The organism is Pseudomonas corrugata, assembly GCF_050920615.1.
In the GTDB taxonomy this organism is placed as follows: Bacteria; Pseudomonadota; Gammaproteobacteria; order Pseudomonadales; family Pseudomonadaceae; genus Aquipseudomonas; species Aquipseudomonas corrugata.
In genome coordinates, this window is sequence record NZ_CP130434.1 from 6,424,689 (window position 1) to 6,437,102 (window position 12,414).

At 61.3% G+C, this 12,414-nt stretch carries 11 protein-coding genes; 6 read left to right on the plus strand and 5 right to left on the minus strand.

Going from position 1 to position 12,414, the window contains the following annotated elements:
* Window positions 1-14 precede the first annotated feature (14 nt).
* The 4 genes from QZH45_RS28910 (at window position 15) to ppx (ending at window position 3,692) form a co-directional block, all read left to right on the plus strand.
* Entirely contained in the window at window positions 15-695 is a 681-nt protein-coding gene (locus QZH45_RS28910; RefSeq protein WP_024780516.1) for an amino acid ABC transporter permease, read from the plus strand.
* On the plus strand, window positions 692-1,342 hold the full coding sequence (locus QZH45_RS28915; protein ID WP_024780517.1) for an amino acid ABC transporter permease: 651 nt from the start codon (window positions 692-694) through the stop codon (window positions 1,340-1,342). Before QZH45_RS28910 ends, QZH45_RS28915 begins: the two co-directional genes overlap by 4 nt.
* Window positions 1,329-2,063 carry an amino acid ABC transporter ATP-binding protein gene (locus QZH45_RS28920; RefSeq protein WP_024780518.1) on the plus strand — a complete coding sequence of 245 codons (735 nt, stop codon included), beginning with the start codon at window positions 1,329-1,331 and terminating at the stop codon, window positions 2,061-2,063. The genes QZH45_RS28915 and QZH45_RS28920 overlap by 14 nt, the downstream gene beginning before the upstream one ends.
* Before the next feature lie 126 nt (window positions 2,064-2,189).
* Window positions 2,190-3,692, plus strand: coding sequence for an exopolyphosphatase (ppx, locus tag QZH45_RS28925; RefSeq protein ID WP_024780519.1), 1,503 nt, complete (start codon window positions 2,190-2,192; stop codon window positions 3,690-3,692).
* A 73-nt stretch (window positions 3,693-3,765) separates the two neighbouring features.
* Here ppx and ppk1 read toward each other — a convergent pair whose 3' ends face one another.
* Together ppk1 and hemB are read right to left on the minus strand one after the other, a co-directional pair.
* Window positions 3,766-5,985, minus strand: a complete 2,220-nt coding sequence (gene ppk1, locus QZH45_RS28930; RefSeq protein WP_024780520.1) for a polyphosphate kinase 1 — start codon at window positions 5,983-5,985, stop codon at window positions 3,766-3,768.
* Window positions 5,986-6,002: 17 nt separating this feature from the next.
* Entirely contained in the window at window positions 6,003-7,016 is a 1,014-nt protein-coding gene (gene hemB, locus QZH45_RS28935; protein WP_024780521.1) for a porphobilinogen synthase, read from the minus strand.
* Window positions 7,017-7,219: 203 nt separating this feature from the next.
* Between hemB and QZH45_RS28940 the strand changes: the two genes are divergently transcribed.
* Window positions 7,220-7,873 (plus strand): DedA family protein, encoded by a 654-nt coding sequence (locus QZH45_RS28940; RefSeq protein ID WP_024780522.1) that lies wholly within the window; start codon window positions 7,220-7,222, stop codon window positions 7,871-7,873.
* Here the strand turns inward: QZH45_RS28940 and QZH45_RS28945 are convergent.
* Window positions 7,824-9,059 (minus strand): sterol desaturase family protein, encoded by a 1,236-nt coding sequence (locus QZH45_RS28945; RefSeq protein WP_024780523.1) that lies wholly within the window; start codon window positions 9,057-9,059, stop codon window positions 7,824-7,826. The genes QZH45_RS28940 and QZH45_RS28945 overlap by 50 nt on opposite strands.
* 113 nt (window positions 9,060-9,172) lie before the next feature.
* Here QZH45_RS28945 and elbB point away from each other — a divergent pair, with 113 nt between their 5' ends.
* Window positions 9,173-9,841, plus strand: a complete 669-nt coding sequence (gene elbB, locus QZH45_RS28950) for an isoprenoid biosynthesis glyoxalase ElbB (protein WP_024780524.1) — start codon at window positions 9,173-9,175, stop codon at window positions 9,839-9,841.
* A gap of 120 nt (window positions 9,842-9,961) precedes the next feature.
* Here the strand turns inward: elbB and QZH45_RS28955 are convergent, their stop codons facing one another.
* Both QZH45_RS28955 and QZH45_RS28960 read right to left on the minus strand, forming a co-directional pair.
* Complete coding sequence (locus tag QZH45_RS28955) at window positions 9,962-10,417, minus strand: YaiI/YqxD family protein (protein ID WP_024780525.1); 456 nt, start codon at window positions 10,415-10,417, stop codon at window positions 9,962-9,964.
* Window positions 10,417-12,315 carry an FTR1 family protein gene (locus tag QZH45_RS28960; protein ID WP_024780526.1) on the minus strand — a complete coding sequence of 633 codons (1,899 nt, stop codon included), beginning with the start codon at window positions 12,313-12,315 and terminating at the stop codon, window positions 10,417-10,419. The genes QZH45_RS28955 and QZH45_RS28960 overlap by 1 nt, the downstream gene beginning before the upstream one ends.
* Between the last annotated feature and the right edge of the window lie 99 nt (window positions 12,316-12,414).

Below are 12,414 nucleotides of genomic sequence, written 5' to 3' on the forward strand. Positions count from 1 at the left end.
TTGAGAGGCTGAGCATGGCTTATCAGTTCGATTTTCTGCCGGTGATGCAAAACACCGAGCTGCTGTTGCGCGGTGCGCTGTTCACCCTGGAACTGACAGCCATCGGCGCGCTGCTCGGGGTTGGCCTGGGTATCGTCGGCGCCGTGGTGCGAGCCTGGAAGATTCGCCCGTTCGCGGCGATATTCGGGGTGTATGTGGAGCTGATCCGCAATACGCCGTTCCTGGTGCAGCTGTTTTTCATCTTCTTCGGCCTGCCGTCCCTGGGCGTGCAGATTTCCGAATGGCAGGCGGCGGTCCTGGCCATGGTGATCAACCTCGGCGCCTACTCCACCGAAATCATTCGCGCCGGCATCCAGGCTGTCCCCCACGGGCAACTGGAAGCCGCCGCGGCCTTGGCGATGAGTCGCTTCGAGGCCTTTCGCCACGTGGTGTTGTTGCCGGCGCTGGGCAAGGTCTGGCCGGCCCTGAGCAGTCAGATCATCATCGTGATGCTGGGCTCGGCGGTCTGTTCGCAGATTGCCACCGAAGAATTGAGCTTTGCCGCCAACTTCATTCAGTCGCGCAATTTCCGCGCCTTTGAAACCTATGCACTGACCACGTTGATCTATTTGTGCATGGCGCTGTTGATCCGTCAGTTACTGAACTGGGTGGGCCGTCGCTGCCTGTACAAGAGCAGCGCCAGGAGCGACCAATGAGCGACTTCACTTTCTGGGACGTGGTGCGCAACCTGCTCACGGGCCTGCAATGGACCCTGGCGCTGTCGCTGGTGGCGTTTATCGGTGGCGGCGTGATCGGTTTGCTGGTCATGGTGATGCGCATCGCCAGAGGTCCCCTGCCCCGCCATGTTGCCCGTACCTACATTGAGCTGTTCCAGGGCACGCCGCTGTTGATGCAGTTGTTCCTGGTATTTTTTGGCGTGGCCCTGGCCGGGGTGGAGATATCACCGTGGACGGCGGCGGCCATTGCCCTGACCCTGTTTACCAGCGCCTATCTGGCGGAGATCTGGCGCGGCTGTGTCGAAGCGATCTCCAATGGCCAATGGGAGGCGTCCTCGAGCCTGGCGCTGAACCGGCTGGAGCAGTTGCGCTACGTGATCCTGCCCCAGGCCCTGCGCATCGCCGTGGCACCGACCGTGGGCTTCTCGGTACAAGTGGTCAAGGGTACGGCAGTCACCTCGATCATCGGCTTTACCGAACTCACCAAGACCGGCGGCATGCTCGCCAATGCCACGTTCGAACCCTTCATGGTCTATGGCCTGGTTGCCCTCGGCTATTTCCTCCTCTGCTACCCCCTGTCCCTCAGCGCGCGCTACCTGGAAAGGAGACTGCATGCCTCTGCTTAGAATTTCCGCCCTGCATAAATACTATGGCGATCATCATGTGCTCAAAGGCATCGACCTGACCGTCGAAGAAGGCCAGGTGGTCGCGATCATCGGCCGCAGCGGCTCGGGCAAATCCACCTTGCTGCGCACGCTCAATGGCCTGGAGTCGATCAACGACGGCGTGATCGAGGTGGACGGCGAGTACCTCGATGCCGCTCGTGCCGATCTGCGCAGCCTGCGGCAGAAAGTCGGGATGGTGTTCCAGCAGTTCAACCTCTTCCCGCACCTGACCGTTGGCGAAAACGTGATGCTCGCGCCTCAGGTTGTACAAAAAGTATCCAAGACCAAGGCGACTGAACTGGCGCGGCAGATGCTGGAGCGGGTCGGGCTCGGTGAAAAATTCGACGCTTTCCCGGACCGTCTGTCCGGCGGTCAGCAGCAACGTGTGGCGATTGCCCGAGCCCTGGCGATGTCACCCAAGGTACTGCTCTGCGACGAGATCACCTCGGCTCTGGACCCGGAGCTGGTCAATGAAGTGCTCGGCGTGGTGCGGCAACTTGCCAAGGAAGGGATGACGCTGATCATGGTCACCCACGAGATGCGCTTTGCCCGGGAGGTGGGGGACAAACTGGTGTTCATGCACCAGGGCAAGGTGCATGAGGTGGGAGAGCCCAAGGTGTTGTTCGCCGCTCCGAAGACGGCCGAACTGGCGAATTTCATCGGAATGGTCGAGCCTGCCTGATCCACACTGCCAAGGGCGCTTCCTCGCCACGAGGACCCGCGCTGGCTCAAGGGTTTGGTTCAGGCGCGTTGGCGTAAGCGGTTGATCGTGGCAGGATGGCAGGGTTATCGACCGAGACCTTCAGACATGCCGCCATCCCAAGCCAAGAATCTGTCCCTGATCGCCGCCATAGACCTGGGCTCCAACAGTTTTCACATGGTTGTCGCCAAGGCCCAGAACGGGGAAATCCGTATTCTTGAGCGGCTCGGTGAAAAGGTGCAGTTGGCGGCCGGCATCGATGAAGAACGCAAACTGAGCGAAGAATCCATCCAGCGCGGGCTCGACTGCCTCAAGCGCTTCGCTCAACTGATCAACGGCATGCCACTGGGCGCCGTGCGGATCGTTGGCACCAACGCCCTGCGCGAGGCGCGCAACCGCGGCGAGTTCATCCGCCGCGCTGAAGAGATCCTCGGCCATCCGGTGGAAGTCATCTCCGGCCGGGAAGAGGCCCGCCTGATCTATCTCGGCGTCTCCCACACCCTGGCCGATACACCCGGCAAGCGGCTGGTGGCGGACATCGGCGGCGGTAGTACCGAGTTCATCATCGGCCAGCGCTTCGAGCCGCTGTTGCGCGAAAGCCTGCAGATGGGCTGCGTCAGCTATACCCAGCGCTATTTCCGCGACGGCAAGATCACGCCGGCCCGCTACGCCCAGGCCTACACTGCGGCGCGCCTGGAAATCATGAGCATCGAGCATGCCCTGCACCGCCTGACCTGGGATGAAGCTATCGGCTCCTCAGGCACCATTCGCGCCATCGGCCTGGCCCTCAAGGCCGGCGGCTATGGCAGTGGCGAGGTCAACGCCGAGGGCCTGGCCTGGCTCAAGCGCAAGGTGTTCAAACTCGGCGAATCGGACAAGATCGACTTCGAAGGTATCAAACCCGACCGTCGGGCGATTTTCCCCGCAGGCCTGGCGATTCTCGAGGCCATTTTCGACGCCCTCGAGCTGCAGCGCATGGATCATTGCGAAGGCGCCCTGCGTGAAGGCGTGTTGTATGACCTGCTGGGGCGCCATCACCACGAAGACGTCCGCGAACGCACCCTGGGATCGCTCATGGAGCGCTATCACGTCGATCAGGAACAAGCCGTGCGGGTCGAGCGCAAGGCGTTGCATGCCTTCGACCAGGTGGCCGACGACTGGGACCTCAACGACGGGGTCTGGCGCGAATTGCTCGGCTGGGCCGCCAAGGTCCATGAAGTCGGCCTGGACATTGCCCACTATCACTACCACAAGCACGGCGCCTACCTGATCGAGCACTCGGACCTGGCGGGTTTCTCCCGGGAAGACCAGCAGATGCTTGCCCTTCTGGTACGCGGACACCGACGCAACATTCCCAAGGATAAGTTTGCCGAGTTCGGCGCTGAAGGCACCAAGCTGATTCGCCTGTGCGTGCTGCTACGGTTCGCGATCCTGTTCCACCACATCCGCGGCACCCAGGAAATGCCCCAGGTGGCATTGCACGCCGACGGTGACCAACTGGATGTGATGTTCCCCGAAGGCTGGCTGGAAGAAAACCAACTGACCCAGGCCGACTTCGCCCAGGAGGCGGAATGGCTGACCCGGGTCGGGATTGTGCTGAATATCCACTGATCGGACAGCAACAGAGATCTTTTGTGGTGAGGGGATTTATCCCCTCGCCACAAAAAGCTGAGCTCGCCGTTCCTTAATTGACCGCCAACACCGGGCTGCTCAGGCGATCCAGCAGCGTCGCCTGGGCGCTGCGCGGGTTCTGGTTGCCGGTCGGCGTGTTGCGGATGTAGCGACCATCCGACTGCAGGCTCCAGCTGTGAGTGTTGTCGGTCAAGTAGCTTTCCAGCTCCTTCTTCACCCGCAGGATCAGCTTCTTGCCCTCCACCGGGAAGCAGGTCTCGACGCGTTTGTCGAGATTGCGCTCCATCCAGTCGGCGCTGGAAAGGAACATCTGTTCCTCGCCACCGTTGAGGAAGTAGAACACCCGCGTGTGCTCCAGGAAGCGCCCAATGATCGAACGTACGTGGATGTTATGGGAAACCCCCGGAATACCTGGCCGCAGGCAGCACATGCCGCGCACCACCAGGTCGATTCGCACGCCCGACTGGCTGGCCTTGTACAGCGCGCGGATGATCTTCGGGTCGGTCAGCGAGTTGAACTTGGCGATGATGTGCGCCGGCTTGCCGTCCAGGGCGAATTGCGTCTCCCGGGCGATCATGTCGAGCATGCCCTTTTTCAGGGTGAATGGTGCATGCAGCAATTTCTTCATGCGCAAAGTCTTGCCCATGCCGATCAACTGGCTGAACAGCTTGCCGACGTCTTCGCATAAGGCATCGTCTGAAGTCAGCAGACTGTAGTCGGTGTACAGGCGAGCGTTGGCAGCGTGGTAGTTGCCCGTGCCCAAGTGAGCGTAACGCACGATCTCGCCGGCCTCGCGCCGCAGGATAAGCATCATCTTGGCGTGGGTCTTGAAACCGACCACACCATAGATCACCACCGCACCGGCTGCTTGCAGACGGCTTGCCAGTTGCAGGTTGGATTCCTCGTCGAAACGCGCGCGCAACTCGATCACCGCCGTGACTTCCTTGCCGTTTCGCGCCGCATCCACCAGGGCGTCGACGATTTCCGAATTGGCGCCGCTGCGGTACAGGGTCTGGCGCACTGCCAGGACATGAGGGTCCTTGGCGGCCTGGCGCAGCAGGTCGACCACCGGCGTGAACGACTCGAACGGGTGCAGCAACAGGATGTCCTGCTTGCTGATCACGTTAAAAATGTTCTCGCTGTTCTGGAGCAGCTTCGGGATCTGCGGCGTGAACGGCGAATACTGAAGCTCCGGATGACTGTCCAGGCCGGTGATGCTGAAGAGCCGGGTCAGGTTGACCGGACCATTGACCTGATACAGCTCGGTTTCATGCAGGTTGAACTGCTTGAGCAGGTAATCGGACAGGTGTTTCGGGCAAGTGTCGGCTACCTCCAGGCGCACCGCGTCGCCGTAGCGACGGGAGAACAGCTCGCCGCGAAGGGCGCGGGCCAGGTCTTCGACGTCCTCGGTGTCCACCGACAGGTCGGCGTTACGCGTCAGGCGGAACTGGTAGCACCCCTTTACCTTCATGCCCTGGAACAGGTCATCGGCGTGGGCGTGGATCATCGACGACAGGAACACATAGTTGTCGCCAGGACCGCCGACGTCTTCCGGTACGCGGATGATGCGCGGCAGCAAGCGTGGCGCGGGGATGATCGCCAGGCCGGAATCGCGGCCGAAGGCGTCGATGCCCTCCAGCTCGACGATGAAGTTCAGGCTTTTGTTGACCAGCAGCGGGAACGGGTGCGTCGGGTCGAGGCCGATCGGCGTGATGATCGGAGCGATCTCGTCGCGGAAATAGCGGCGCACCCAAGTCTTGAGCTTGGTGGTCCAGTAGCGGCGACGGATGAAGCGGACCTGGTGCTTTTCCAGCTCCGGCAACAGGATGTCGTTGAGGATCGCGTACTGGCGGTCGACGTGACCGTGGACCAGTTCGCTGATACGTGCCAGGGCCTGATGGGGTTGCAGACCATCGGCACCGGCCTGTTCACGGGCGAAGGTGATCTGCTTCTTCAGGCCGGCGACGCGGATTTCGAAGAACTCATCCAGGTTGCTGGAGAAGATCAGCAGGAACTTCAACCGCTCCAACAAGGGATAGGACTCGTCCAGCGCCTGCTCCAGCACGCGGATGTTGAACTGCAGTTGCGACAGCTCGCGATGGATGTACAGACTGCTGTCATCCAGGTTGGGGATCGCAATCGCCGGGGCCGGGGCGGGTTCGGCGACAACCACCGGTGGAGCGGGCTCCAGCTCCGGTGGTGTTTCGGCGATTTGCTCGACGACGGGTTGAGCGTCTTTTACGGCGACTTCAGAGAGTCCTTCGGTATTCATCGCAAGTTCCTGGGAGGCTATTTCTGCTCTCGTAACAATTGGGCGGCGCGTACGGCAAAGTAAGTCAGGATCCCATCAGCACCAGCGCGCTTGAAAGCGGTGAGGGATTCAAGGATGACGCCTTCGCTCAACCAGCCGTTCTGGATCGCCGCCATGTGCATGGCGTATTCGCCGCTGACCTGATAAACAAAGGTCGGCACTTTGAATTCGTCTTTGACCCGGCAAAGGATGTCGAGGTAAGGCATGCCTGGCTTGACCATGACCATATCTGCCCCTTCTGACAAGTCGGCCGCCACTTCGTGCAAGGCTTCCTGACTGTTGGCCGGGTCCATCTGATAAGAGGCCTTGTTGGCCTTGCCCAGGTTCAGGGCCGAGCCGACCGCATCGCGGAACGGGCCGTAATAGGCACTGGCGTACTTGGCCGAATAGGCCATGATGCGCACGTTGACGTGCCCGGCCACCTCGAGGGCTTCGCGGATCGCCTGGATGCGGCCATCCATCATGTCCGACGGCGCCACCACCTGGGCACCGGCCTCGGCATGGGACAGAGCTTGTTTGACCAAGGCGTCGACAGTGATGTCATTCTGTACATAGCCTTCTTCGTCGAGAATGCCATCCTGTCCGTGGGTGGTGAACGGATCCAGCGCCACATCGGTGATCACCCCCAACTCAGGGAAGCGTGCCCGCAGGGCGCGGGTCGCACGCTGGGCAATGCCGTCCGGGTTCCAGGCTTCAGCGGCATCCAGGGACTTGAGGCCCGGCGGCGTCACCGGGAACAGCGCCAGCGCCGGAATGCCCAGCTCCACCCATCGGGCAGCTTCTTCGAGCAGCAGGTCGATGGTCAGGCGCTCCACCCCGGGCATCGATGCCACCGCTTCGCGCCGATTCTCACCGTCCAGCACGAAGACCGGCAGGATCAGGTCATCGGTGGTCAGCACGTTCTCACGCACCAGCCGACGAGAGAACTCATCACGGCGATTGCGACGCAGACGGGTGGCAGGGAACAGACGATTGGCGGGGGTAAAGCTCACGGCAGACTCCTGAGCCCACTGACGGGCGAGCGTGACAGTTATAAGCGGCCATTATGACTAACGTATGACAGTTATGTGCACCTGTGACCTGTCGTCGCAGTTATTGTGGTTGTAGGAAATGTTCACGTCGAGACACATTTCGACACTTTCCTGAATGTGCCCGAAGGGTTAGGCTGCGCGTTCATTTCGCCAGCACCCAGACAATGCTCCAGCAATTTCTACATGACTTCGGCTATCTTGCCCTTTTCATCGGCACGTTCTTCGAAGGCGAAACCATCCTCGTGCTCGCAGGTTTCCTGGCGTTCCGTGGCTACATGGACATCAATTTCGTGGTGGTCGTGGCGTTTTGCGGTAGCTACGCGGGTGATCAGCTGTGGTATTTCCTGGGACGCAAGCATGGGCGCAAGCTGCTGGCCCGCAAGCCTCGCTGGCAACTGATGGGTGATCGTGCGCTGGAGCACATCCGCAGGCACCCGGACATCTGGGTCCTGAGCTTTCGCTTCGTCTATGGCCTGCGTACGGTGATGCCGGTGGCCATCGGCCTGTCAGGCTACCCACCGGGGCGTTACCTGCTGCTCAACGGCATTGGCGCAGCGATCTGGGCGACCGCACTGGCCGCCGCCGCCTATCACTTTGGCGCTGTGCTCGAAGGCATGCTGGGCAGTATCAAGAAGTATGAATTGTGGGTACTCGGCGCGTTGCTGGTGCTGGGCTTGTGCCTGTGGTTGCGTCGACGGATCAAGAATGCGCGATTGGCGAAGAAGGTCCTCGAAGCCGAGCGGCTTGAACGCACAAGCTCTGGTGAACCTACGACGCCAACCGAGCAAACCGGTTGCGACAGTAATAGAGTCCCATGACGCTGAACAGGCTGTAGCTGAGCAAGCCGACCCAGGCCAAGGGGCCTACCGGCCACAACCCGGCCAGCGGCGCCAGCCACACCAGGGGCAGATTCGAAGCCAGCCGCAGCAGCTCCAGCCTCAGCGCCCACGGGCGATTCTCCAGGGCCACACCCAATACGAACAGACCGAACGCCACCGCCCCCCAACCCAGTACAAGGGCTGCGACGGGCAGGCTGCTCTCCAGATTCATCAGATAACTGCCCAGCGCGATGTACAGGCAGAACTGCAGCGCCACGTATCCCTGTTGTCGCCCGTCCAGCGGCACTTCGAATTTGCGGAAACGGCTCAGGTCCGGTTTGTCCAGCGGGTATCTCACCGCCACATCCGCCGGTCGCCAGCCCGTGGGCATGAACCAGATTCGCAGCTTGTCCCACCACCGTCCGGCCCGTCGGGCATCCGTCCATAACTGCACATAGAACTGCAGATTCGCCCACAACGGGTTCCAGCTCGCCAACGGCGTGGTGACGCCGAAAATCACCGGTTCGCAGTCCTCTTCCTCTTGGAAGGTGCCGAACAGACGGTCCCAAATAATGAACACCCCGCCGTAGTTGCGATCCATGTAAAGAGGGTTCTGCGCATGGTGGGCACGATGATTGGACGGCGTGACGAAGCACCATTCCAGCCAGCCAAGCTTGGGAATGTGCTGGGTGTGAACCCAGAACTGGTACAGCAGGTTCAGCGCCGCGACGCTGACGAACACCGTCAGCGGCACGCCCAGCACGGCCAGCGGCAGGTAGAACACCCAGCTCAACAGAAACCCGGTGCTGGTCTGGCGCAGCGCCGTGGAGAGGTTGTAGTCCTCGCTCTGGTGATGCACCGAATGGGCGGCCCAGAGGATATTGCGCTCATGGCCCATGCGATGCAGCCAGTAATAGCAAAAGTCATAGAACACGAAGGCAAATATCCAGACCCAAGCCTGGTCGACAGGCATCCGGACAAGAGCAAGATGTTTCAGGGCAAAGGCGTAGGTCACCAGCCCCACGCCCTTGGTCAGCAGACCGGTAGTGGTGGACAGCACGCCGGTGCTCAGGCTGTTGATCGCATCGGCCATGCGGTAATGACTCACGCCACGCCAGCGGTCAGCCAGCAGCTCGACGGCAATCAGCACGAAGAAGAACGGCACGGCATACAGAATGAAATTCATGATGCGACCCGGACAAAAGATAGTCGGCAGATTAGGTTTAGCCGCCGGATAACCCTATGGCAACGAGTGACAAATTAGTGGACATTTAACGCCATGAATCTGGAGAAAAACCCATGAGCAAAAAAGTTGCAGTGATCCTTTCCGGCTGTGGCGTGTACGACGGCGCCGAGATCCACGAAAGCGTGATCACCCTGCTGCGCCTGGACCAACGCGGTGCGCAGGTCCAGTGCTTCGCCCCCAACATTGCCCAATTGCATGTGATCAATCACCTGACCGGTGAAGAAATGCCCGAAAGCCGCAACGTGCTGGTGGAGTCGGCGCGGATCGCCCGCGGTAACGTGAAGGACCTGCGCGAGGCCAGGGCCGAGGACTTCGACGCCCTGATCGTACCCGGCGGCTTCGGTTCGGCGAAGAACCTCTCCAACTTTGCCGTCGAAGGCGCTGATTGCACCGTCCAGCCGGAGTTCCTGGCGCTGACCGAGGCCTTCGCCGAGGCCGGCAAGCCGGTGGGGCTGATCTGCATTTCCCCGGCCCTGGCGGCGAAAATCTACGGCCCTGGCGTGACCTGCACCATCGGTACGGATGTCGACACCGCCGCTGCCGTGACAAAAATGGGTGGCACACATGAAGACTGCGCCGTCACCGACATTGTCGAAGACCGCGCCCGCAGGTTGGTCAGCACCCCGGCCTACATGCTCGCGCAAAACATCAGCGAAGCGGCATCCGGGATCAACAAACTGGTGGATCGGATACTCGAGCTGACCCACGAGAACGATGCCTGAGCAACACCCAGCCAATGTGGGAGCGAGCCTGCTCGCGATAGCGTCGGTTCAGTTGATACTTTGGTTAGCTGACACACCGTCATCGCGAGCAGGCTCGCTCCCACAGGGGAACTGTCAGGCTCAGGACATCCGGCTCAAGCGCGTGAGGATCCGATCCAGCGCATTGGCGAACCCTTGCTTGTCCCGCTCGCTGTAGGCCGCAGGACCGCCGCCCATCTGGCCCTGATCACGCAAATCGGTGAACAGGTTGCGCACCGCGAGACGATCGCCCATGTTCTGTGCGTTGAACTCCTTGCCTCGCGGGTCCAGGGCCGCCACGCCCTTCTTCACCAAACGGTCGGCCAGGGGTACGTCGCTGCAGATCACCAGCTCACCCGGCCCAGCGTGTTCCACCAGATAGTCGTCCGCCGCATCAGGGCCGCTGGGTACCACGATCAACTTGACGCAGGCCAGGCCGGGCTTGATCTGCGGTTGCCCAGCCACCAGCACCACCTCGAACCGGCGCTTCAAGGCGAACTTGACCACCAGTTCTTTCGCCGCCTTGGGGCAGGCGTCAGCGTCGATCCAGACACGCATCAGGACACCTGCACCCTGCGCTTCTCCGTCACCCAGCTACGGCCGTACAACACGACAATCGCCAGGATTGCGATCACTTGAGCAGCCAGCGAATAGGCATCGGCGTGAATACCCAGCCAATCGAAGTCGAAGAACGCCACCGGACGGGTGCCGAAGATCCCGGCTTCCTGCAGCGCTTTCACGCCGTGTCCGGCGAAGACCACCGACAACGCGCACAGCAACGCGGCGTTGATACTGAAGAACAGCGCCAATGGCAGTCGCGCCGACCCACGCAGGATTACCCAGGCCAGTCCTACCAGCAGCACCAGCGCCGTCGTGCCACCGGCCAGTACGGCGTTATGCCCGGCTGGGCCTGCTTGCAGCCACAGGGTTTCGTAGAACAGGATCACTTCGAACAGTTCGCGATAGACCGAGAAGAACGCCAGGACGGCGAAACCGAAACGGCCACCACCGCCGACCAGGCTGCTCTTGATGTAATCCTGCCAGGCCGCCGCGTGACGGCGGTCGTGCATCCACACACCCAACCACAGCACCATCACACTGGCGAACAACGCCGTTGCACCTTCAAGCAACTCACGCTGGGAACCGCTGACGTCGATCACATAGGCAGCCAGGGCCCAGGTTGCCAGACCGGCCAGCAGCGCCAGCCCCCAACCCGCGTTGACGCTACGAACCGCCGACTCCTGGCCGGTGTTGCGCAGGAACGCCAGGATCGCCGCCAAAACCAGGATCGCTTCCAGTCCTTCGCGCAATAGAATCAGCAAACCCGAGATGTAACTCAGCGACCAGCTCAGACCATCTCCGCCCAACAGTCCCGCCGACGCTTTCAGCTTGGCCTTGGCCGCATCCAGGCGCTGTTCGGCCTGCTCCACCGGCAAACCGTCCTGCAGAGACTGACGATAAGCCATCAGGGCCTTTTCAGTGTCCTTGCGCACAGTGGCATCGACGTTATCCAACGAGCTTTCCACCAGCTCGAAGCCCTCCAGGTAAGCCGCTACCGACAAGTCATAGGCCTGGTCGTGATCACCGGCACGATAGGCCGCGATACTTTTATCAAGGGTGGCAGCGGTGTAGTCGAGCAACTGCGCCGGGCCACGCTGCACCTGCGGTGGCTGGGCACGCTGGGCGCGGAAGGTTGTCGCCGCAGCGGGGCCCTGGGCCGCCAGCACTTCAGCCGGGGTCTGGCGGGCCAGATCGGCAAGGTTGAAGGTCTGTTCGCTCTTGGTCGCCGCCGGATCGGCACTGAAACCGGCGATGTAGGCTGCCAGGTCCCAGCGCTGCCGCTCATCGAGCTGATCGGCGAAAGCCGGCATGTCGGTCCCTTCGATGCCCATGCCGAGGGTGTTGTAAATCGCGTAGAGACTCAAGTGATCGAGACGCCGACCGTCGCGCAGGTTGGAGGGCGCAGGCTCCAGACCGACACCGGCAGGGCCGTCGCCGGCGCCACTGTCACCGTGACACACCGAGCAGTTCTGGGCATACAGCGGCGCGCCACGGGCCGGGTCCGGGGTAATGACCGGCGCCTGGCTGACTTCATAGGCCACTGCCAGCTTCGCCCCCAGTTGACGTGCCAGGCGGGCGACATCGCCGCCATCCTGATGCAGGGTAATCGCCTGGCGCAAGGCACCGATACCCTGTGTGAGCTCAGCCTTTTGCGGCTTGGTCGGCAGCGCAACGACCAACCCTTCCAGGACGTGGGTGAATTCCAGCTGCTCGCGATACTCGGACTCGTCGATAACCTTGCCCGCTTCGACGGTTTCCGGGTAGTCGGCGCCAATGTAATCCAGCAAGTGCAACGCCTGGGAAGCGCCTTCGACAGTATTGGCCAGCAATTGATTGCTGCACAGGGCGAGCAACGGCAGTGCAAGCCAGGCCAGAAAACGAAGCGGGGCAATCATGAATGACTCTCAATTGGAAATAAGAAGTAACACATTGTTCACTTACACGGACTTTGGCTCAAGAGCGAATGTGTTTCGGCGGCACATTTTCATCGGATT